Raw genomic sequence first — 20,520 nt, forward strand, 5'->3', positions numbered from 1 at the left:
ACATCACTGCAATGCAATGACTGCCTGCGCGCGTGCAGGATGGCGCCGCCTACGCCCGCTTCACAGCGCACGCAACTGGGCCAGCTCGGCCTGGGTCAGCGCCACACCCTGGCGCTGGGCGATGGCCCGCTCCTGGAAACGGCGCTGACCCGGCAGCCGTGTCAGGCCTGCTGCGTGCATCTGCTCGACCAGGCGCTGACTGCGCAAGACGAAGCCCTCGCCACTGGCCTTGCTAGGGTCGATGACGATCACCAACTGCCCGGTCCATGGGGTTTTCGCACCGGGGTGGCCCGACCAGTCGAACTCCCACGAGAAGTGCCCGCCAGTCAGGCCCGCAGCGAGCAATTCGACCATCATCGACAGTGCCGAACCCTTGTGCCCGCCAAAGGGCAGCAAGGCGCCGCCGTCGAGCACCGCCTGAGCGTCACAGGTGGGCTGATCGGCTGCATCGACACCCACCCCAGGCGGCAGTCGCTCACCGGCGCGGGCGGCGATCTGCACGTCGCCGTGGGCCATGGCGCTGGTGGCCATGTCGAAGACGATCGGCGCGGCGCCATGGCATGGCGCGGCGAAAGCGATCGGGTTAGTGCCGAACAACGGCTTGCGCGCCCCGTGCGGCACCACGCAGGTCATGCTGTTGACCACACTGAGGGCGATCAGCCCGGCTTCGGCGAACGGTTCGACGTCCGGCCACAGGGCGGCGAAATGGTGCGAGTTGTGGATGGCCAGCACGGCGATCCCGGCGGCGCTCGCCTTGTCTTCGAGCATTTCGCGCGCCGCAGCGAGGGCCGGCTGGGCGAAGCCACCACGGGCATCGACGCTGATGAAGCCTGCCGCCACATCGCTGACCTGTGGTTGCGCCTGGCCATCGACCCAGCCGCTGGCCAAGGTCGAAACGTAGCCTGGCATGCGGAACACGCCGTGGCTGTGGGCGCCATCGCGCTGCGCGCTGGCGCAGTTGTGAGCCAGCACCGCTGCCACTTCAGGCGAGCAGCCATGGCGTTGGAAGATCGCTTGCAGCAAGCGCTGCAGGTCATCGAAGGGCATGCGCGTGATCGAAGCGGTGTCGCTGCTGGACATCTGCGGCTCCTAAGCTGGCAGTGATCGAGTCTTCGAGCATGGCTGCGCATCCGGCGCTGCGCAACCGCAGCGCGTTGCAGCACACCTGCGGGCCTGCTTCATTGCACCGCTGCAAAGAACCGACTGCGACGCGCTACAACGCTCACCGCCAAAGCGGGAAAAGCCCCGCCAGCACTGGGCTGCAGCGCTGTCAGCGGGGTGCGCAGTGAGCCTGGGCGCGTTTGACATATCGAGCGGCTCTGGCAAGCTGTGGACAGCCCGGAACGACATGCTGTGGATGCAGACGTCGGGGCGTCAGGTGTCATACGCGGCTCGTCCCAGGCACCTGCAAGACAACGACAGGCCGGCCTGTCCCAAGGTGACTTATGTCCAACAGCAACAGTGGCACTACCCCCTCTTCCTCGCGCAAACCCGTGGTCCTGATGACCATGGGCAGCCAAGCGCGCAAAGGTCATGACTACCAGGTCATGACCCATAAATACATCACCCCGCTGGTCGAGTTCGGCGGCTGCGTACCGGTACTGGTGCCCACCTGCTGCGGCACCGACGAGCTGGAAACCTACCTGGACATGGCCGACGGCATCTACCTGACCGGCGCCGGCAGCAACATTGATCCAGGCTTGTACGGCCAGGAAAACCAGACCCCGGGCAAGGCGCAGGACAAACCCCGCGATCTGTTCGATATTGCCTTAGTGCAACTGGCCTTGGCCCGTGGTTTACCGATCTTCGGCATCTGCCGCGGCATGCAGGAAATCAACGTGGCACTGGGTGGTGACATCTACCAGAAGGTCTACGCCGAACCTGGCTTCAACGATCACCGCGAGAACCCCGACGATCCGGTCGAGGTGCAGTACGCCCAGGTGCATGGCGTCGACATCGCTGCGGGCAGCTGGCTCGAGGGTGTGCTTGGCAGCGAGCGGATTCGTGTCAACTCGCTGCATGGCCAAGGCCTGCGCACCCTGGGCCAGGGCCTGGAACCGCTGGCTGTGGCCGACGATGGCCTGGTCGAGGCGATCCATGGCCCAAGCATTTCGCCGTTCCTCTTCGCCGTGCAATGGCACCCCGAGTGGCAGGCAGCCAGTAACCCCGACTCCATCGCACTGTTCAAGGCATTTGGTGACGCGTGCCGCACCCGGGTCAACGCGACGCGTCATGACGCGTTGCAGGCTACGCCAGCGATTTGAGGCAGTGGAGCACGGCCGGTTTCGATCCTCTGTAGAGGGTCGTTTGGGCTAGGCGCTGAGCGGATTGCCCGGCTGGCCGTTTCTGCAGAGCATTCTGGCACGCGCTCGATTACGCTTGGCGTGACGGCATTTTGCTGGCCCCGGCATCTTCAGAGCGAGGGCAAACTTGCCGCTCTTCAAGCGCTTAGGACAGCAACATGCGGCTCTTTCTACTTCCTCTCGGCCTCCTCACCGCCCTCAGCCTGGACGCTCAGGCTCGCCCCATGAGCAAGCACGAGCAAGACCTGTGCAGCTGGGGCGCGCAGGTGGCTGGGCAGGCACAACAAGCCAAGCTTGCCGGTGTGACGCTCTATACCGAACGCAAGCGCCTGCAAAACCGCAAGTTCGCCAAGTCGTGGATGCGCATGACCGCGTTCGGTATCACCGAGCAGACCTACAACAGCCAGTCGCGCCTGCCGCCAGCCGAGATCAAGAAGACTTACTTCGAACAATGCGTCTGGCACGCCAAGAATAGAACGTGATCAACATCAATAGGTTAAAGCTAATATCTGATGTTCATTAGTTAAAGTGATTTCTCACTCACCAGCTCTGGCATCAGCCGCGTTTTTTCACCCCGCCCTGGCGCGCCTTGAATCTGGGGTTGGATTTGCAGATCACATAGATCCGGCCCCGGCGTTTGACCACCTGGCAGTCGCGGTGGCGGCGTTTGGCTTGCTTGAGCGATGAGAGTACTTGCATGGTGGGGTCTCCTGTTAACGTAATAACATAACGTTAACGATAATCGCTCGCACTTGGCAAGTGCTCGATTGGCAGAACCAGGCAAACCGTCTTCGCATTCGATAATCAGATACTTGGCATTTCGACATTTAATTTGTGCATGTCAATGGCAGCGCCCTATGCTGCACAGGCTTCCCTGCCCCACGCCGGCCGGCGCGGTTCAGTGCATGGGAAAAGAACAACAAGGTCGAGAATGTCCATGTCCAAGCACTCCTACTTCGCCCCCCACGGTGGGCATCCGGCTCAGACCGAGCTGCTGACTGACCGTGCCATGTTCACCGAAGCCTACGCGGTGATTCCCAAAGGCGTGATGCGCGACATCGTCACCAGTCACCTGCCGTTCTGGGACAAGATGCGCATGTGGGTCATCGCCCGCCCGCTGACAGGCTTCGCCGAAACCTTTTCTCAGTACATCGTCGAGGTAGCCCCACAAGGCGGCAGCGAGCGCCCTGAGCTGGACGTCAACGCCGAAGCGGTACTGTTCGTCGTCGAAGGCCAGATCGACATCACCCTGGAAGGCAACGCCCACACCCTCGGCCCTGGCGGCTATGCGTTCATCGCCCCCGGCGCTGAATGGAGCCTGCGCAACCGCAGCGACAGCAATGTCACCTTCCATTGGCTGCGCAAGCACTACCAGCGCGTCGAAGGCCTGGACCTACCGCCCTCGTTCGTTACCCACCGCGACAACGCGCAGATCATCGAAATGCCTGGCACCGAGGGCTGCTGGATCACCACGCGCTTCGTCGACATGGCAGACATGCGTCACGACATGCACGTCAACATCGTCACCTTCAAGCCGGGCGGCGTGATTCCGTTCGCCGAGACCCACGTCATGGAGCACGGCCTGTATGTGCTCGAAGGCAAGGCGGTGTACCGCCTGAACCAGGACTGGGTCGAGGTCGAGGCCGGTGATTTCATGTGGCTGCGCGCGTTCTGCCCGCAAGCCTGCTATTCCGGCGGGCCAGGCAATTTCAGCTACTTGCTGTACAAGGACGTCAACCGCCACGTGCACCTGACGCTCAACCCTCAGCGCTGATAGCCGCCCACGCCTGCCAGCTCACCGCACTGGCAGGCGCAACCGGCGCCTGACATTTCTGCCAGTTGTCCGCTAAGCGCCCGCGGGCAAGACTTCAAGCCTTGTATGCCATCCACACTCGGAGACCAAGGCCATGTCCTCATCCGCCACCACCCGCTTTTTCTATCAAGGCGACAAGCTCGTCACCCTCGCCCAGCCTGGCGGCGACCGCAGCATTTTTCGCGGCAATCAACTGCCGCTTGCCGAGCAGTCGCAGGACGATGCTCAGCCTACGCAATTGCTCGGTACCGATATCCAGCAGTCGGTGCTGATAAGTACTGGCAAGGCCGACGAGTGACGCGCCGGCTATACCTCCTTGAACACGCGAACGTCCTGCCTGTCGAAGCATTACTGTAGGCTTGCCGCTGAGCTGTCTCAGTGGCTCAGCATCCACGACACCGACGGAGCAGACGCGTGAACCAAGACATCCTTCAAGCCCACCGCTTTTCCTCGTGGAACCGTGAACAACTTCAGGCTAGCAGCGACTGCGCCTGCTTCTACTGCCTCGAGCACTATCCGCCCAGCGAAATCACTGACTGGACCGATGGCGAGCAAACTGCGGTGTGCCCGAACTGTCAGGTCGATGCGGTTCTTGGCAGCGCCAGTGGTGTGGACTTGGGCAGTGAATTTCTCAAGCGCATGCACGCCTACTGGTTCGACTAAGTGTCTCAGCCCCGCAGTCCAGGCTGGTCAACAGCTATAGACCAGCTTTACTGATAAGAAACGTCGCAGACGATCGTAAGGAAAGTGCCTATGAAGATTGTCATCACCAGCCTCTTCGTGGACGACCAAGCCAAGGCCCAGTCTTTCTACCACTACGTCCTGGGCTTCGAACCCAAGCAGGACGTGCCGATGGGCCAGCATCGTTGGCTGACCTTCACCTCCCCCAACGACCCGCACGGTGTCGAGCTGCTACTTGAACCCAACGTTCATCCGGCTGCCAAGGCTTACCAGGCTGCGATCAAGGCAGATGGCATCGCCGCCGCGTCATTCGAGGTGCGGGATATCCAGGCTGAATACGAGCGGTTGTGCAAAGCCGGCGTCGAGTTCACAACCCCGCCCAGCGAATGCGGGCCGATGACGGTCGCTGTATTCGACGACACCTGCGGCAACCTGATCAGAATCGCCCAGCGTCATTGACAACGCTGCAGTGTCAGGAGGCCTTGCGAGGGGATTTGCCGGGCTTCTTGGCGGCAGCAGTCGATGTGGCGGATTTCTTCGCAGCGGCTTTCCTGGCCGCAGGTTTGCCGGCCAGGCTGCGCTTGAGCATTTCGGTCAGATCAAGAATGTCTGCACCTTTGCCAGAGCTCGACTTGGCCTTCTTCACCGCGCTCAACTTGCCCTTGCGCGCTTTTTCCTGCACCAGTTGCATGATCGTCTCGCGGAACGCGTCGTGATACTCCTGCGGGCTCCACGCTCCACTCATGTCCTCGACCAAGCGCTTGGCCATGGCCAGCTCCTGCTTTTGTAACTTCGGTGCAGCAACGCTGGCGTCCAGCTCCAGCGTTTCCAGGCTGCGCACTTCATCTGGCCAACGCAGGGTAATCAGCACCAGGGCATCACCCAACGGGCGCAATAAAGCCAGGTGCTGGCGGGTGTGCAGCACCACGGTGGCCAGGGCTACCTTGGCAGTGCTTTGCAGGGTTTCGCGCAACAGCGCATACACCTTGCCACCGCGCTTGTCCGGGCTCAGGTAATACGGGGTGTCGAAGTGCTGCAGGGGGATGTCCGCAGCCTTGACGAAAGAAAAGATGTCGATGGTCTGCGTGGCCTCGGGCCGGGCCTTGCGGATTTCGGCTTCGCTGATCACGACATAGCGGCCCTTTTCATACTCCACGCCTTTGACCACATCGTCTTTGTCGATGTCTTTGCCGGTAGCCTTGTTGATGCGCTTGTAGCCAACGCGGTCCATGCTGCGCTTGTCGAGCCAGTCGAAATCGATGCGCTCATCGCGTACGGCGGTGTTGAGGCTCACGGGAATATGCACCAGGCCAAAGCTGATCGCGCCCTTCCATATCGCTCGTGCCATGGATATTTCCTTGCTTTGGAGGAGGATTGCGCGGGAGGGAGGATCGAACTCAATCGCAGTGCCAGCCGGGCCGGCACTGCGTCACTCAATGGTCAGGAACGGCCACCTTTGCTGCCTGCCCCACCTTTGCTGGTACCGCCTGAGGACTGGCCACCCTTGCGCCCGGCTTCTGAGGCTTTTTCGCGGTCATTGGCGAAGTTGCCTGGGTTTTTCGTCCCACCGTGGCTGCCGGACTTGGTGTCACCCATCTTGCTGTCTTTCTTGTCCATGATCTTTCACCTTGCGTGGCTAAAGAAAATGCACGACAACATGCCGTACGTAGCTATGAGTGCAGGCCAAGCGGCGGATTCGCTTTATCGGGCGACCTCCTGACCGGTGGCGCTAAATGCAGCGAACCCCTTAGTTGCTGCACCAAAGATCCGCTAAATCACCCGCCCTCACACCGCCTGCCCATGGCGCTCTTCCAGCAGCTGGATGAACATGCTCAGGCTGCGCGACACCGTGCCCCGACGCCAGACCAGCCAGGTCTTGAGGTAACGGAAATCCTCCGACATCGGCCAGGCGCTGACCATGCTGCAGCCTGGCATGTTGTCGAGCATGCTGCGCGGCAGCATCGCCAGCCCCGCCCCTGCGCTGACGCAGGCGAGCATGCCGTGGTACGACTCCATTTCATGAATCTTGCCGGGCACCGCGTCGTCGCGCACGAACCAGCTTTCGAAGTGATGCCGGTACGAGCAGTTGGCCCGAAAGGCGTAGATGTTCTCGCCGTTGACATCCTGGGCGCGGGTGATGGGCGCGTGGTTCAGCGGTGCGATGATCACCATCTGTTCCTCGAACACCGGCATGCCTTCCAGCGTGGGGTGCAGCAGCGGGCCATCGACGAACGCCGCCACCAGCCGCCCGCCCAGCACGCCTTCGAGCATGGTGCCCGACGGGCCGGTGGTGAGGTCTAGATCGACCTTGGGGTAACGCTGGTTGTAGGCCGCCAGCAACGCCGGAATGCGCACCGCGGCGGTGCTTTCCAGTGAGCCCAGAGAGAACGTGCCCTGCGGGTCTTCGCCGGCGACGGTCAGCCGCGCCTCATGCACCAGATCGAGAATGCGCCGGGTGTACTCAAGGAAATTCCAGCCGGCAGGCGAAAGGCGCAGGCGGCTTTTTTCGCGAATGAACAGATCGACGCCGAGGTCTTCCTCCAACTGCTTGATGCGTGTGGTGAGGTTCGAGGGCACGCGGTGAATCTGCTGCGCGGCTGCGCTGATGCTGCCGTGCTCGGCCACGGCCTTGAAGATTTCCAGTTGCACCAGGTCCACAGTCATTCTCCAATCGTGAATGTTGCGCTCATTATTATTCAGTTTTCAAAAAAAAGCATGACCACTAATCTGGCCCCACTCACCGATAACAACGAGGTCCGCCATGAGCCAGATCAGCAGCCAGACCCACGCCATCTCCATCGACCCGCACAGCGGCGAGCAGATCGGCCATTACCTGTTCGACACCGACGCCGCACAGGAAGCGGCGCTGCAGCGCGCCAAGGCTGGCCATGAACAATGGCGTCGCCTGCCGGTTGCGCAGCGCAGCGAACAGCTGCTGGCCCTGGCCGACGCCCTGCACGAGGACGCAGAAACCTTCGCGCAGATGATCAGCCGTGAAATCGGCAAACCGATCAGCCAGGCCCGTGGCGAAGTCAGCAAATGCGTGGGCCTGTGCCGCTGGTACGCCGAGCACGGCCCGGCGATGCTCGCCCCGGAGCCGACGCAGATTGCCACGGCACGCATCGAGTACCGCCCACTCGGCTCGATTCTGGCGGTGATGCCGTGGAACTTCCCGCTGTGGCAAGTGCTGCGCGGCGCGGTGCCGGCGCTGCTGGCAGGCAACACCTACGTGCTCAAGCATGCGCCGAACGTCATGGGCACCGCCTACCTGATGCGTGAGCTGTTTACCCGTGCCGGCTTGCCGCAAGGCGTGTTCGAAGTGCTCAACGTCAGCCCCGAAGGCGTTACCCGCGCCATCAACGACCCGCGCATCGCCGCGGTGACCTTGACTGGCAGCGTACGTGCCGGCATGGCCATCGGTGCCCAGGCCGGTGCAGCGCTGAAAAAGTGCGTGCTCGAGCTGGGCGGTTCCGACCCGTTCATCGTGCTGGCTGACGCCGACCTCGACGCGGCAGTCAAGGCCGCCGTCATCGGTCGCTACCAGAACACCGGGCAGGTCTGCGCTGCGGCCAAACGCATGATCGTCGAAGAATCGGTGCTCGAAGCCTTCACCGCCAAGTTCGTCGAAGCCACCCGCGCCCTGGTGGTGGGCAATCCGCAGTCCGATGACACCTACATCGGCCCGATGGCCCGCTACGACCTGCGCGATGAACTCGATGGCCAGGTCCAGGCCAGCATCGCCGAAGGCGCCAAGGTACTGCTGGGCGGGCACAAGCTCGACGGCGTGGGTAACTTCTATGCTCCGACCGTGCTGGGTGAAGTGACGCCGCAGATGACCGCCTTCCGCCAGGAGCTGTTCGGCCCGGTGGCAGCGATCACCGCCGCACGCGATGCCGAGCATGCCGTGGAGCTGGCCAACGACAGCGACTTCGGCCTGACCGCGACCATCTACACCGCCGACCTGGAACTGGCCGAGCGCATGACCACCGAACTGGACACCGGCGGCGTGTTCATCAACGGCTACAGCGCCTCGGACCCCCGCGTGGCCTTTGGCGGGGTGAAGAAAAGTGGTTTCGGCCGCGAACTGTCGCACTTCGGGGTGCGCGAATTCACCAACGCCCAGACCGTGTGGCTGGACCGTAACTGATCGTCAGTCACGGCTGCGGCCGCTCCTGCACAGATCCCCGTAGGAGCGGCTTGCGCCGCGAAAAAATCTTCGGATGACGCAGACCAAGCCCCCCTACTCCCGCCCCTGATCCTTCACCCAGTCAAGCATCCCGCCCGGCACGATCAATTCGTGACGGGCGCGTGAGCAGGCCGTGTACAGCCCTGCCAGAGTGCGTGCGCGGGCATTGCGCCCGCCAGCGCCAGCGCTGGGCGCGACCATCAGTTCAGGCGAGACCATCACCCGCGCAAACTCACGGTTCTTCACATCCTGCACCCGTGCCAGGAACAGCGTCGGCGCCTGGGTGAAGCGGTAGCGGCTCTTGGCCTTGGCGAAATGCTCGGCGGTGTAGCCCTTGCGCAGCAGGTTGGCCACGGCGACGAAGGCGCGGTCATCGCCCTTGTCCTGCTCCAGCGCCTGCCAGCTGGCATAGCGGAACAGCATGTGATGACGCGGGCGTGTGCCGTAGCGGTACAGCTCGATGCAGTCTTCGACGAACAGCTCGAAGTCCTTGCGCGCCCCCTTGAGCAGCACGAACGGGATGTTCTGGTGGGTCAGGCGCTGGAACCAGCCGAACAGCCCCCACTCGTCATCCACCAGCAGCACGGTAGGCTGGGTCGGCACCGTCACGGCGTCGTAGAAGCTCACCCGCGTGTAATGCTCGGCAGTGCCGCTGAAGGCGGCCTGAATCGCGGCCGGATGGGCCTGGATCAACGGGTTGAGCACCGCATCCATGGCGGCCCCGGCGCGCAGCGAGCGGCCGATGGTGCGCTGGCGAATGAAACTGCCATGGCGCGGGCTGAGGCCGTTGAGGTTCTGCAATTCATCGCCCAGGGCGATGACCGCTTGCGGGCTGCGGTCGAGCACCGCCAGCATCGGTGCCGACAGCTCGTGGGCCTCGTCGACGATGGCGTGGCTGAAGCGGCTGTCGATCACCTCATCGAGCAGCGACAGCAGCTTGATGCGGTGGTAGTCGCGCACCGGCAGCTGGATTTCCCGCGCCGAGGGGCGAATCAGTTCCTGCCAGTAGCGCTGGGCCATTTCCAGCAGCACCTGCTGATCCAGCGGAGTGAAGCCAGGGCCGGCCCAGGGCAGGTGCTTGAGCTGCAGCGTGCTGTGGCTGTCATGGCAAAAGCTGCGCACGGCGGCGGCGCACAGCGACACCACGTCCTGAGCACGCAACGGGCCGATGTCGGGAATGCCCAGCCATTGCACCACCTGGCTGTCCTGCGGGCGCCAGGTCAGCTTGGTGCGGTAGCGCTCATGGATGCGCCAGCCGTGGCGGGTCTGGTCGCGGTTGAGGATCAGGTCGGCGAGTTGGCCGAAGGTCAGCGCGGTGAACGCCTCGGCGTCCTTGACCCGTGCGCAGAGTGCGCGTAGCTGGCCGTCGGTGCGCGCCAGCAGCAAGGTGCGCTGGGGGTCGAGCAGGCGGGCGAACTGGTGGATGAGGAACGTCTTGCCGGTGCCGGCAAACCCCTGCACCGCCACCGACTCCTCGACACCACCCAGAAACTCACGAAGCAAACGCTGCTGGGGATCGCTGAGCATCAATTCGCTGGCAAGGCTGGGCAGCGCGGCCGGGTGAAGCGGGGTCAACTGTTGTCGGTAAGCCGTTGAAAAGGCGAAGTTCCAGCCCCCTTCAGCGGTGCGCAGGCTGGCCTGGTCGATGGCAACCTCGGCGTCCAGCAGGCCGATGCCGTGCTCGCCAAGCAGGCCCAGGCCGCTGGCGAATACCTGGGCATCGAAACGCTGGCGCACCTGAGCGAGGAATTGCCCGGGCGCGCTGGCTTCGATTTCATCGGCGATCTGCACCACCTCGGCAAAACGCCGCTCCAGCGCTGCGCTGCCCAGCGCCGCGGGTGCCTGGCGTGGCAAATTGAGGATGAACAGCAGCGCCGCCGCTTGCAGGGCATCGGCCTGCTCCAGCAATGGGTGCTCGACAGCGCCGGCCAACTGATCGGCAACGCTGCTGGTAAGGGGCAGGTAGAACATCGACACCTCGGTAGGCAATGCCCGGCACGATAGCAACAATCGCCCGCCGCTGCAGGTGACACATGCCCGCAGCTGACGGCGTCGCTACTGCCCGCGCACGTCTTCGAAGAACGCCTGGCGACCATCCACCTGGCTTGAGGCGCGCGGCAGCGTGTGCGCATCGACGGGCGGGCGCTCGACATACCAGTAGCAGTGGCTGACCGCGCGGGTCACGGCAACGTAGGCCAGGCGCTGCACCTCATCCTTCTGCGCGTTGTCGAACGGCATGGCATCGCCCGCCCGCCCGAGGCCGGCCAGGCGGTAGACCTGGTTCTTGTACGGCGAGCTGGTCTGGTACTGGCAATCGCCAAGCATGAACACCGCATCGGCTTGCAGACCCTTGGCGCTGTGGTAGGTCAGCTGGCGCAGCCTGCGCTGGGCCGGTGGCTGCGCGGCTTCGGCCGCGATCACGTCGCTTAAATGCTCTGAAATCAATGCCTTATCGCTGGCTTTTCGAAACAGCAGCATCACGGTTTCGCCGCTGTCGTAATGCGCCTTCAAGGTCTGCGCCAGGGCGACGTCATCGCGATCGAGCACCTTGACCGGCACCCGTTCGAGCCCAGCCGCAAGGCCACTGGCGCTGGCCTTCTTGCCGGCGATGGCCGGTGTGCCCTTGACCAGATGCTCGGCGGCGTCGATGACGTGCTGCTGGCTGCGGTAGTTGTCGGTGAGCATCACCCGCGTATGGCTCGGCGACAGGAAGGTCTTGGTGAAGGCCATGAAGAAGCTCGGCGAACTGCCGCGCCAACCGTAGATCGACTGCCAGTCGTCGCCGACGCACATCAGCGACGCGTGCTGGGCGGTGCGTCCAAGGTGCAGCTGCGGGCCGCGCCGGCGAATTTCCGCAAGGCTTGCGCGCAGCCAGCTGACGATCTGCGGCGACACGTCCTGAAACTCATCGATCAACAGATGGGCCAGAGGGCGCAACAGCGGATCGGGCAGCAGTTGCAGGTTTTCCGCGTTGGTTTCACCGAACAGGGCGAACATGCGGTTATAGGTCATCACCGGCGGCGACTGCGCCAGCAGGTGCCCTTCGAGGGCCTGGGCGTACAGCGCCAGGGCCTCGAAGAACAGCGCGTCCGGGTCGCCCGGTGCAAAGCTCATCTGCGCCACGGCATGACCGACTTCCAGGCCCAGGTTTTCGATGAAGCTGCTGGCGGCCATGAATGCGTCGAGCAGTGGCACTGCGGCGAGTTCGCCCTTGACCTTGTATTCGAAGCCAGGACCAGCCACCGCGTCCCCGGCCAAGGCAGCGGCCAAGCGTTGCGCAGCTGCGTAGTTATCCAGCCATATCAGTGGCTTATCGCAATAAGCTTGAAACAGTGTGCGCTTCACTGCCCATTCAGCGCGTACCGTCAGTTTGGCGCCTGGGCGTTGATACTGGGCGCTTTCGCGGGGATCGAAGCCGAGCATGACCCAGGCGTCGAGGCCTGCCAGACGGCCGTGCACATGAAAGCGACTGCCGCGGATTTCTACGGTTTCTCGGCACGGCTCGATACCGGCAATCGGCCAGGCGCCGGCCGCGAACCACAGGTCTTCGATGACGTCGCACAGCTCTTCATCGCGCTGGGCCGCCAGTTGGGTCACTTGGGCGCGCTTCTGCACCTCGGGATGCTCAGGGTCCACCGGCTTGAGCTGCAGGGCCTGGCGGCGCAGTTCGCCCACCAGCTCGACGAAGCGCGGGCTGGCCTTGAGCAGGTCGCTGTAGCACTGATTCAACTGCTGGCGCTGGGCGTCGTTCAGGCGCAGATCGAACGGGTTGCTCTCGGCTTCTTGCTCACGCCCCGCAGGCAACTCGTTACCCAGGGTTTCGAAGGCCCGCAGTTGGCTGAACCCGGGCAGGCTGCGCACCATGGGCAGGATGCGCGAATGGAAGGTGCGCACCAGTTCGCGCGCCTGCACCGGGGTCAGCGCCACCTGCCACAGGCCGAACACCTGCAGCAGACGCTGGATGAAGTCCTTGCGCGATTCGCGGGTGAAGGTGACCACCGTCATGGCATCGAGCTCAAAGCCCAGGTAGCGGTGCAACAGCAACAGGCGCAGCACCAGCGAGGTCGACTTGCCCGCCCCGGCACCGGCCACCACGCAGGTGCTCGGGGTGTCACTGAAAATCAGCTTCCACTGCGCCGCGCTGGGCTGGGCGGTGGCCGGCAGGCGCTGGGCCACATCGGCCTTGAAGCGCTTTTTAAGCTCGGCGCTGAGGGGCAGGCGCCAGTCATCGAACAGGTTGAGATCCTGGCCTGGCACCGCCGGCGCCTGCGACCGGCTGTCGCGAATCACCAGCACCTGGCGACCGGCGTGGAAGCCCTCGGCATGACCGCGCTCGAAGCCTTGTTCTTCACCCAGCGCATGGCCGTGTTGCTGACCCGTAGCATGGCCCAGGCTGAAGGAGTCATCGTGCTGGGCCTGCAAACCGCTGAGGCCGCGACCCAGCAAACGGGCGAACAAGCGCCGCAGCAGCGGCAGTTCGGCGGCGGGCGTCAGCGCCGGTAGCGGTTCGGCATTCGGATCAGACACAGCAGCTTCCTTGAACAATGAATCAGCCGCGCATGTTCGCTGCATCGGCATAAAAGTGCCAGCGATGGCTTGTAGATCAGTGAATTAGCCGATGAAACGCAGGTAATGTCTGACTCAGCTATTCATCCATCGATTCGATCATTACAAGCCAGAATTTACGCTTTTTTCCGATCTATAGCCGGCGCATCATGGCTCCATTCACTGATTCAAGGAGTCCGCCATGCTGCAACTGCGTCCTTTCGACAGCCTCGGCCATGCCAACCACGGCTGGCTCGACGCCCACCATCACTTCTCCTTCGCCGAGTACTACGACCCAGCGCGCATGAACTGGGGCAACCTGCGGGTGTGGAACGACGACCTGATCGCCGCCGGCAGCGGCTTCCCGGCCCACCCACACCGCGACATGGAAATCATCACCTACGTTCGCGAGGGCGCCATCAGCCATGAAGACAGCCTGGGCAACAAGGGCCGTACCGAGGCCGGCGATGTGCAGGTCATGAGCGCCGGCACTGGCATCGTGCACAGCGAGTGGAACAGCGAGCCGGTGGATGTACGGCTGTTCCAGATCTGGATCATGCCCGATCGCCGTGGCGAGGCACCCTCCTGGGGCACCCGGCCGTTCCCCAAAGGCGAGCGCGGCGAAGGCTTCGTGACCCTGGCCAGCGGTCGCGACGGCGATGAACAGGCCCTGCGCATCCGTGCCGACGCGCGCCTGGCCGCCGCTACCCTGCGTGCCGGGGAAAGCGCGCGCTACACCTTCGAGCCAGGCCGCCGCGGCTATCTGGTGCCGGCCCGTGGTGTGATCGAGGTCAACGGCCTACGCGCCAATGCACGGGACGGCGTGGCCATCGAGCAAGAGTCAGTCCTTGAGGTGACTGCCCTTGAAGACAGCGAGATCGTGCTGGTCGACGTCGCCTGATCGGACGCGGTGCTAGCGCTCGATGTGTTAGCACCGCCCGCTCACTGCCGGCCATTACCCATCATTCAGATCGATAATAACCTTCGCCTCATTCGATTCGTTCCCCGCGCACCCGCCGCGCACACTCCGCCCACTTTCTTCTGGTCAATGGCGGGCTTTTCCCATGGAACGATCACTCAAACCCTTGCGCTATCCCCTCGCCGCCCTCGCGGTCGTGGTGCTTGCCGCGTGCGGCCGCAGCCCCGAGGCGGTGCAGGCCCCGGCAGCGCCCAGCGTCACCGTGGCCAAGGTCATCGAGCAGCCGATCAACGAATGGGATGAGTTCACCGGCCGCCTGGAGGCGCCGGAAACGGTCGAGCTGCGGCCACGGGTTTCCGGGCAGATCGACCGCGTCGCCTTCACCGAAGGGGCCCAGGTCAAACAAGGCGATGTGCTGTTCCAGATCGACCCACGGCCGTTTCAGGCCGAAGTCCGCCGTCTTGAGGCGCAGTTGCAACAGGCCCGCGCCGCAGCGACTCGCAGCGACAACGAGGCCCGCCGCGGCGAGCGCCTGCGTGACAGCAACGCGATTTCCGCAGAGCTTGCCGAATCGCGCAGCAGCGCCGCTGCCGAGGCCCGTGCCGGGGTCGCGGCGATTCAGGCGCAGCTCGATCTGGCCCGCCTCAACCTGAGTTTTACCCGCGTCACCGCGCCGATCAGCGGCCGGGTCAGCCGCGCGCAGTTCACCACCGGCAACATCGTCACCGCCGATGTCACCCCACTCACCACGCTGGTCTCGACCGACAAGGTCTACGCCTACTTCGACGCCGACGAGCGCGTCTACCTCAAGTACACCCAGCTCGCCCGCCAGGGTCAGCGCGGCCAGAGCACCCCGGTGTACCTGGGCCTGACCAACGAAGACGGCACGCCGCACTTGGGGCAAATGAACTTCGTCGACAACCAGGTCAACCCGCGCACCGGCACCATTCGTGGCCGTGCGGTGTTCGACAACCGCGACGGCGCTTTCACCCCAGGCCTGTATGCGCGTCTGAAACTGGTCGGCAGCGCCCAGTACGACGCCGTGCTGATCAACGATGAAGCGGTCGGCACCGACCTTGGCAAGAAATTCGTGCTGGTAATGGACAAGGACAACACCGCCGACTACCGCGCCGTGGAACTGGGGCCCAAGCTCGAAGGCCTGCGTATCGTGCGCAGTGGCCTGGCCAAGGACGAACGCATCGTGGTCAAGGGCCTGCAGCGCGTACGCCCAGGCTCGGCAGTGACACCCAAGGAAGCACCGATGGCCAGCGAGGCCACCCTCGCCACCCTCGCTCGCCAACGTCAGGCGCTGGAGGCCAACCGTGAGGCGCCCACAGCATCCGGGCATGCCGTCAACGTTGCCAGTGCCTCGGCACCGCGCGGTTAAGGACTCACTCCGATGAATTTCTCACGCTTTTTCATCACCCGGCCGATCTTCGCCGCGGTGCTCTCGCTGGTGCTGTTGATCGCAGGCTCCATCGCGCTGTTCCAGCTGCCGATCAGCGAATACCCGGAAGTGGTCCCGCCCACCGTGGTGGTGCGCGCCAACTTCCCCGGCGCCAACCCCAAGGTCATCGGCGAAACCGTGGCCTCGCCGCTGGAGCAGGCCATCACCGGGGTCGAGAACATGCTCTACATGTCGTCCCAGGCCACGGCCGACGGCAAGCTCACCCTGACCATCACCTTCGCCCTGGGCACCGACCTGGACAACGCCCAGGTGCAGGTGCAGAACCGCGTCACCCGCACCCAGCCCAAGCTGCCCGAGGAAGTCACGCGTATCGGCATCACCGTCGACAAGGCCTCGCCCGACCTGACCATGGTCGTGCACCTGACCTCGCCGGATCAGCGCTACGACATGCTGTACCTGTCCAACTACGCGATCCTCAACGTCAAGGATGAACTGGCCCGGCTCAATGGCATCGGCGATGTACAGCTGTTCGGCATGGGCGACTACTCGCTGCGGGTCTGGCTCGACCCGAACAAGACTGCCTCGCGCAACCTCACTGCCAGCGACGTGGTCAATGCCATTCGCGAGCAGAACCGGCAGGTCGCCGCCGGCCAGCTCGGCGCGCCGCCAGCCCCCAACGCCACCAGTTTCCAGCTCTCGGTCAACACCCAGGGCCGTCTGGTGAGCGAGGAAGAGTTCGAAAACATCGTGGTGCGCGCCGGCGACAACGGCGAGATCACCCGCCTCAAGGACGTCGCCCGTATCGAGCTGGGTTCCAGCCAGTACGCCCTGCGCTCGCTGCTGAACAACCAACCCGCCGTGGCCATTCCGATCTTCCAGCGTCCGGGCTCCAACGCCATCGACATCTCCGATGAGGTGCGGGCGAAAATGGCCGAGCTGAAGAAGGACTTCCCCGAGGGCATGGACTACAGCATCGTCTATGACCCCACCGTATTCGTGCGCGGCTCCATCGAGGCGGTGGTACACACGCTGTTCGAAGCGCTGATTCTGGTGGTGCTGGTGGTGGTGCTGTTCCTACAGACCTGGCGCGCCTCGATCATTCCGTTGCTGGCCGTGCCGGTATCGCTGATCGGCACCTTCGCGGTCATGCACCTGTTCGGCTTCTCGCTCAACGCGCTGTCATTGTTCGGCCTGGTGCTTGCCATCGGCATCGTGGTGGACGACGCCATCGTCGTGGTGGAGAACGTCGAGCGCAACATCGGCTTGGGCCTCAAACCGCTGGAGGCCACGCAGAAGGCCATGAGCGAAGTGACCGGGCCGATCATCGCCACCGCCCTGGTGCTGTGCGCGGTGTTCGTGCCGGCGGCGTTCATTTCCGGGCTGACCGGACAGTTCTACAAGCAGTTCGCCCTGACCATCGCCATTTCCACGGTGATCTCGGCGTTCAACTCGCTGACCCTGTCGCCGGCCCTGGCTGCGGTGCTGCTCAAGGAGCACCACGCGCCCAAGGACCGTTTCTCGCGCCTGCTCGACCGGCTGCTGGGCAGTTGGCTGTTCGCCCCGTTCAACCGTTTCTTCGAACGCGCCTCGTTGCGCTATGTGGGCGGCGTGACCCGCGTCATCCGCTCCAGTGGCATTGCCCTGTTCGTCTATGCCGGGCTGATGGGCCTGACCTACCTAGGCTTCGCCTCGACCCCCACCGGCTTCGTTCCGGCGCAGGACAAACAGTACCTGGTGGCCTTCGCGCAGCTGCCCGACGCCGCCAGCCTCGACCGCACCGAAGCGGTCATCAAGCGCATGAGCGAAATCGCCCTCAAGCAACCGGGCGTGTCCGACTCAGTGGCCTTCCCGGGGCTATCGATCAATGGTTTCACCAACAGCCCGAACAGCGGCGTGGTGTTCACGCCACTCAAACCGTTCGATGAACGCACCGACCCAAGCCAGTCGGCCGGCGCCATCGCCGCTGCGCTAAACGCGCAGTTCGCTGACATCGAAGACGCCTACATCGCTATCTTCCCGCCGCCGCCGGTACAGGGCCTGGGCACCATCGGGGGTTTCCGGGTGCAGATCGAAGACCGCGGCAACCTCGGCTATGACGCGCTGTACGCTGAAACCCAGAACGTCATCGCCAAGAGCCATGACGTGCCGGAGCTGGCCGGGCTGTTCACCAGCTACCAGGTCAACGTGCCGCAGGTCGATGCTGCCATCGACCGGGAAAAGGCCAAGACCCATGGCGTGGCGATCAGCGATATCTTCGACACCTTGCAGATCTACCTGGGCTCGCTGTACGCCAACGACTTCAACCGCTTTGGTCGCACCTATCAGGTCAACGTCCAGGCCGAACAGCAGTTCCGCCTCGACGCCGAGCAGATCGGCCAGCTCAAGGTGCGCAACGACCGCGGCGAAATGGTCCCGCTGGCCAGCTTCCTCAAGGTCAGCGACAGCGCAGGACCGGACCGGGTGATGCACTACAACGGCTTCATCACCGCGGAAATCAACGGCGCGGCGGCCCCCGGCTACAGCTCCGGCCAGGCCGAGGCTGCCATGGAGCGCCTGCTCAAGCAGGAACTGCCCAACGGCATGGTGTTCGAGTGGACCGACCTGACCTACCAGCAGATTCTGTCCGGCAACACCGCGCTGCTGGTGTTCCCGCTGTGCGTGCTGCTGGCGTTCCTGGTGCTGGCCGCTCAGTACGAGAGCTGGAGCCTGCCGCTGGCGGTGATCCTGATCGTGCCGATGACCCTGCTGTCGGCTATCACCGGGGTGATCCTGGCCGGTAGCGACAACAACATCTTCACCCAGATCGGCCTGATCGTGCTGGTGGGCCTGGCATGCAAGAACGCCATCCTCATCGTCGAGTTCGCCAAGGACAAACAGGCCGAGGGCCTCGACCCGCTGGCTGCGGTGCTGGAAGCCTGCCGCCTGCGCCTGCGGCCGATCCTGATGACCTCCATCGCCTTCATCATGGGCGTGGTGCCCCTGGTGCTGTCGTCCGGTGCCGGTGCCGAGATGCGTCATGCCATGGGTGTGGCGGTGTTCTCCGGGATGATCGGGGTGACCTTTTTCGGCCTGTTCCTGACCCCGGTGTTCTTCTTCCTCATTCGCCGTTACGTCGAGCGCCGCGAGGCGCGCAAGGCCAGCCACGCGCCGGCGCTGGAGAGCCATCCATGAATCTGTTGAAAGCCTTCGCCCCTGCCCTGCTGGCCCTGGCCGTGTCTGCCTGTGCAGTGGGCCCGGACTACCGGGCACCGCAACCGGCCCCCGCGCAACTGGACACCCAGGCGCAGACCTTCGACCGCAGCCGCTTCGAGGCGCAGTGGTGGCAGCAGTTCGAGGACCCGGTGCTGAACCAGTTGGTCAGTGCCTCGCTGGACGGCAACCGTGACCTGCGCGTGGCCTTCGCCCGGCTCAAGGCAGCGCGTTCGCTGCGCGAAGAAGCCAGCCTCGATCAGTTTCCGGTGGTCACCAGCCGTGCCAGCAGCGAAATCGGCAAGGGCCAGGTGCCTGGGCAGACTGAACAACGGGTGAATCAAGAGCGCTATGACCTGGGCCTGGACATGGCCTGGGAGATCGACCTGTTCGGCCGTATCCAACGGCAGATCGAGGCCAGCCGCGCCCAGGAAGACGCCGCTGCGGCCGACTTGCAACAGTTGCAGGTCAGCCTGATCGCCGAGCTGGTGGATGCCTACGGCCAGTTGCGCGGCGCTCAGCTGCGCGAGCGGATCGCCAACGACAACCTCAAGACCCAACAGCAGTCGCGACAGATCACCGAAACCCTGAATGAGGCCGGTGTCGGCAACGAACTGGACGTGGTGCGCGCCGAGGCGCGTCTGGCTGGGGTCGAAGCCACCCTGCCGCAGTTGCAGGCCGAACAGGTGCGCGCACGCAATCGCATCGCCACCCTGCTCGGCCAGCGCCCCGAGGCGCTGAGCGTCGATCTTGCGCCCAAGGCCCTGCCGGCAATCGCCAAGGCCTTGCCGGTGGGCGACCCCGGCGAGCTGCTGCGCCGGCGCGCCGATATCCGCAGTGCCGAGCGGCAACTGGCGGCAGCCACCGCCAACATCGGCGTTGCCACGGCGGATCTGTTCCCGCGGGTCAGCCTCAGCGGGTTCCTGGGTTTCACCGCAGCGCGCGGCTCGCAATTGGGCAGCTCGGCGGCCGGTGCCTGGGCACTGGGGCCGAGTATCCAGTGGGCGGCGTTCGACCTGGGCAGCGTGCGCGCCCGTCTGCGCGGCGCCAGGGCCGACGCCGAAGGTGCGTTGGCCCGCTATGAACAGCAGGTGCTGCTGGCATTGGAAGAGTCGTCCAATGCCTTCAGCGACTACGGCAAGCGCCAGCAGCGCCTGCTGGCGCTGATACGCCAGAGCGAAGCCAGCCGTAAAGCCGCACAGCTGGCTTCGGTGCGCTACCGCGAAGGCAGTGTCGACTACCTGGTGCTGCTCGATGCCGAGCGTGAGCGCCTGGCGGCAGAAGATGCGCAGGCACAGGGCGAAGTGGCGCTTTACCAGGGAATCGTCGACATCTACAAGGCCTTGGGCGGCGGCCTGCAGCCGGCGGTAGTGGCCAGCGCCCGTTGAGTTGCTTGGCGAACGCTCTCGCCTCCCTAGACGAGGGCGCGAGCCCGTTTACAAGGACGGACGACCTCAGAGAAGGCGAGCACGGCGC

At 64.1% G+C, this 20,520-nt stretch carries 18 protein-coding genes; 11 read left to right on the plus strand and 7 right to left on the minus strand.

Annotation, left to right across the window (positions count from 1 at the left end; all coding sequences use genetic code 11):
- Nucleotides 1-60 precede the first annotated feature (60 nt).
- Nucleotides 61-1,080 (minus strand): Ldh family oxidoreductase, encoded by a 1,020-nt coding sequence (locus tag H618_RS0105970; protein WP_028694210.1) that lies wholly within the window; start codon nucleotides 1,078-1,080, stop codon nucleotides 61-63.
- A gap of 365 nt (nucleotides 1,081-1,445) precedes the next feature.
- Here H618_RS0105970 and H618_RS0105975 point away from each other — a divergent pair, with 365 nt between their 5' ends.
- Both H618_RS0105975 and H618_RS0105980 read left to right on the plus strand, forming a co-directional pair.
- A complete protein-coding gene (locus tag H618_RS0105975) occupies nucleotides 1,446-2,264 on the plus strand; it encodes a gamma-glutamyl-gamma-aminobutyrate hydrolase family protein (RefSeq protein ID WP_028694211.1) in 819 nt (272 codons plus the stop codon).
- Nucleotides 2,265-2,461: 197 nt separating this feature from the next.
- Nucleotides 2,462-2,785: a hypothetical protein gene (locus H618_RS0105980; protein ID WP_028694212.1), complete on the plus strand. Its 324-nt coding sequence runs from the start codon at nucleotides 2,462-2,464 to the stop codon at nucleotides 2,783-2,785.
- Nucleotides 2,786-2,858: 73 nt separating this feature from the next.
- Here H618_RS0105980 and ykgO read toward each other — a convergent pair whose 3' ends face one another.
- Nucleotides 2,859-3,002: a type B 50S ribosomal protein L36 gene (ykgO, locus tag H618_RS0105985; RefSeq protein ID WP_028694213.1), complete on the minus strand. Its 144-nt coding sequence runs from the start codon at nucleotides 3,000-3,002 to the stop codon at nucleotides 2,859-2,861.
- 238 nt (nucleotides 3,003-3,240) lie between these two features.
- Here ykgO and H618_RS0105990 point away from each other — a divergent pair, with 238 nt between their 5' ends.
- From H618_RS0105990 to H618_RS0106005, 4 genes are all read left to right on the plus strand, one after another.
- On the plus strand, nucleotides 3,241-4,077 hold the full coding sequence (locus tag H618_RS0105990) for a bifunctional allantoicase/(S)-ureidoglycine aminohydrolase (protein WP_028694214.1): 837 nt from the start codon (nucleotides 3,241-3,243) through the stop codon (nucleotides 4,075-4,077).
- Nucleotides 4,078-4,210: 133 nt separating this feature from the next.
- Nucleotides 4,211-4,414: a hypothetical protein gene (locus H618_RS0105995; protein WP_028694215.1), complete on the plus strand. Its 204-nt coding sequence runs from the start codon at nucleotides 4,211-4,213 to the stop codon at nucleotides 4,412-4,414.
- 116 nt (nucleotides 4,415-4,530) lie between these two features.
- Nucleotides 4,531-4,779, plus strand: a complete 249-nt coding sequence (locus H618_RS0106000; RefSeq protein ID WP_028694216.1) for a hypothetical protein — start codon at nucleotides 4,531-4,533, stop codon at nucleotides 4,777-4,779.
- A gap of 90 nt (nucleotides 4,780-4,869) precedes the next feature.
- Complete coding sequence (locus tag H618_RS0106005) at nucleotides 4,870-5,256, plus strand: VOC family protein (RefSeq protein ID WP_028694217.1); 387 nt, start codon at nucleotides 4,870-4,872, stop codon at nucleotides 5,254-5,256.
- Nucleotides 5,257-5,269: 13 nt separating this feature from the next.
- Here the strand turns inward: H618_RS0106005 and ku are convergent, their stop codons facing one another.
- The 3 genes from ku to ptrR all read right to left on the minus strand — a co-directional run bounded on the left by ku (nucleotide 5,270) and on the right by ptrR (nucleotide 7,455).
- Nucleotides 5,270-6,145: a non-homologous end joining protein Ku gene (gene ku, locus H618_RS0106010; RefSeq protein WP_028694218.1), complete on the minus strand. Its 876-nt coding sequence runs from the start codon at nucleotides 6,143-6,145 to the stop codon at nucleotides 5,270-5,272.
- Between the two features lie 92 nt (nucleotides 6,146-6,237).
- Nucleotides 6,238-6,414, minus strand: coding sequence for a con-10 family general stress protein (locus H618_RS0106015; protein WP_028694219.1), 177 nt, complete (start codon nucleotides 6,412-6,414; stop codon nucleotides 6,238-6,240).
- A 168-nt stretch (nucleotides 6,415-6,582) separates the two neighbouring features.
- The gene (ptrR, locus tag H618_RS0106020) at nucleotides 6,583-7,455 is read right to left on the minus strand and encodes a putrescine utilization regulator PtrR (RefSeq protein WP_028694220.1); all 873 of its coding nucleotides are present in this window, start codon (nucleotides 7,453-7,455) and stop codon (nucleotides 6,583-6,585) included.
- A gap of 103 nt (nucleotides 7,456-7,558) precedes the next feature.
- Between ptrR and H618_RS0106025 the strand changes: the two genes are divergently transcribed.
- On the plus strand, nucleotides 7,559-8,944 hold the full coding sequence (locus H618_RS0106025) for an aldehyde dehydrogenase family protein (RefSeq protein WP_028694221.1): 1,386 nt from the start codon (nucleotides 7,559-7,561) through the stop codon (nucleotides 8,942-8,944).
- Nucleotides 8,945-9,037: 93 nt separating this feature from the next.
- Here the strand turns inward: H618_RS0106025 and H618_RS0106030 are convergent, their stop codons facing one another.
- Together H618_RS0106030 and H618_RS0106035 are read right to left on the minus strand one after the other, a co-directional pair.
- Nucleotides 9,038-10,954 (minus strand): DEAD/DEAH box helicase, encoded by a 1,917-nt coding sequence (locus tag H618_RS0106030; protein WP_028694222.1) that lies wholly within the window; start codon nucleotides 10,952-10,954, stop codon nucleotides 9,038-9,040.
- Nucleotides 10,955-11,038: 84 nt separating this feature from the next.
- Entirely contained in the window at nucleotides 11,039-13,555 is a 2,517-nt protein-coding gene (locus H618_RS0106035; RefSeq protein ID WP_050577232.1) for a UvrD-helicase domain-containing protein, read from the minus strand.
- A 175-nt stretch (nucleotides 13,556-13,730) separates the two neighbouring features.
- Here H618_RS0106035 and H618_RS0106040 point away from each other — a divergent pair, with 175 nt between their 5' ends.
- The 4 genes from H618_RS0106040 (at nucleotide 13,731) to H618_RS0106055 (ending at nucleotide 20,432) form a co-directional block, all read left to right on the plus strand.
- Nucleotides 13,731-14,429 (plus strand): pirin family protein, encoded by a 699-nt coding sequence (locus H618_RS0106040; RefSeq protein ID WP_028694224.1) that lies wholly within the window; start codon nucleotides 13,731-13,733, stop codon nucleotides 14,427-14,429.
- Nucleotides 14,430-14,592: 163 nt separating this feature from the next.
- Nucleotides 14,593-15,834 (plus strand): multidrug efflux RND transporter periplasmic adaptor subunit MexE, encoded by a 1,242-nt coding sequence (gene mexE, locus H618_RS0106045; RefSeq protein WP_028694225.1) that lies wholly within the window; start codon nucleotides 14,593-14,595, stop codon nucleotides 15,832-15,834.
- Between the two features lie 12 nt (nucleotides 15,835-15,846).
- Nucleotides 15,847-19,026 carry an efflux RND transporter permease subunit gene (locus tag H618_RS0106050; RefSeq protein WP_028694226.1) on the plus strand — a complete coding sequence of 1,060 codons (3,180 nt, stop codon included), beginning with the start codon at nucleotides 15,847-15,849 and terminating at the stop codon, nucleotides 19,024-19,026.
- Nucleotides 19,023-20,432 carry an efflux transporter outer membrane subunit gene (locus tag H618_RS0106055; protein WP_028694227.1) on the plus strand — a complete coding sequence of 470 codons (1,410 nt, stop codon included), beginning with the start codon at nucleotides 19,023-19,025 and terminating at the stop codon, nucleotides 20,430-20,432. The genes H618_RS0106050 and H618_RS0106055 overlap by 4 nt, the downstream gene beginning before the upstream one ends.
- Nucleotides 20,433-20,520 lie beyond the last annotated feature (88 nt).

Source organism: Pseudomonas cremoricolorata DSM 17059 = NBRC 16634, from assembly GCF_000425745.1.
Classification (GTDB): Bacteria; Pseudomonadota; Gammaproteobacteria; order Pseudomonadales; family Pseudomonadaceae; genus Aquipseudomonas; species Aquipseudomonas cremoricolorata.

Excerpts from the sequence above, each read along its gene's own strand:
- H618_RS0106035 (WP_050577232.1), bottom strand. The coding sequence starts at position 13,555 with ATGCAGCGAACATGCGCGGCTGATTCATTGTTCAAGGAAGCTGCTGTG.
- H618_RS0106055 (WP_028694227.1), top strand. The coding sequence starts at position 19,023 with ATGAATCTGTTGAAAGCCTTCGCCCCTGCCCTGCTGGCCCTGGCCGTG.
- H618_RS0106030 (WP_028694222.1), bottom strand. The coding sequence starts at position 10,954 with ATGTTCTACCTGCCCCTTACCAGCAGCGTTGCCGATCAGTTGGCCGGC.
- H618_RS0105995 (WP_028694215.1), top strand. The coding sequence starts at position 4,211 with ATGTCCTCATCCGCCACCACCCGCTTTTTCTATCAAGGCGACAAGCTC.
- H618_RS0106025 (WP_028694221.1), top strand. The coding sequence starts at position 7,559 with ATGAGCCAGATCAGCAGCCAGACCCACGCCATCTCCATCGACCCGCAC.
- H618_RS0106015 (WP_028694219.1), bottom strand. The coding sequence starts at position 6,414 with ATGGACAAGAAAGACAGCAAGATGGGTGACACCAAGTCCGGCAGCCAC.
- H618_RS0105980 (WP_028694212.1), top strand. The coding sequence starts at position 2,462 with ATGCGGCTCTTTCTACTTCCTCTCGGCCTCCTCACCGCCCTCAGCCTG.
- H618_RS0106005 (WP_028694217.1), top strand. The coding sequence starts at position 4,870 with ATGAAGATTGTCATCACCAGCCTCTTCGTGGACGACCAAGCCAAGGCC.
- H618_RS0105970 (WP_028694210.1), bottom strand. The coding sequence starts at position 1,080 with ATGTCCAGCAGCGACACCGCTTCGATCACGCGCATGCCCTTCGATGAC.
- H618_RS0105990 (WP_028694214.1), top strand. The coding sequence starts at position 3,241 with ATGTCCAAGCACTCCTACTTCGCCCCCCACGGTGGGCATCCGGCTCAG.
- H618_RS0106040 (WP_028694224.1), top strand. The coding sequence starts at position 13,731 with ATGCTGCAACTGCGTCCTTTCGACAGCCTCGGCCATGCCAACCACGGC.
- H618_RS0106050 (WP_028694226.1), top strand. The coding sequence starts at position 15,847 with ATGAATTTCTCACGCTTTTTCATCACCCGGCCGATCTTCGCCGCGGTG.
- ykgO (WP_028694213.1), bottom strand. The coding sequence starts at position 3,002 with ATGCAAGTACTCTCATCGCTCAAGCAAGCCAAACGCCGCCACCGCGAC.
- ku (WP_028694218.1), bottom strand. The coding sequence starts at position 6,145 with ATGGCACGAGCGATATGGAAGGGCGCGATCAGCTTTGGCCTGGTGCAT.
- mexE (WP_028694225.1), top strand. The coding sequence starts at position 14,593 with ATGGAACGATCACTCAAACCCTTGCGCTATCCCCTCGCCGCCCTCGCG.
- H618_RS0105975 (WP_028694211.1), top strand. The coding sequence starts at position 1,446 with ATGTCCAACAGCAACAGTGGCACTACCCCCTCTTCCTCGCGCAAACCC.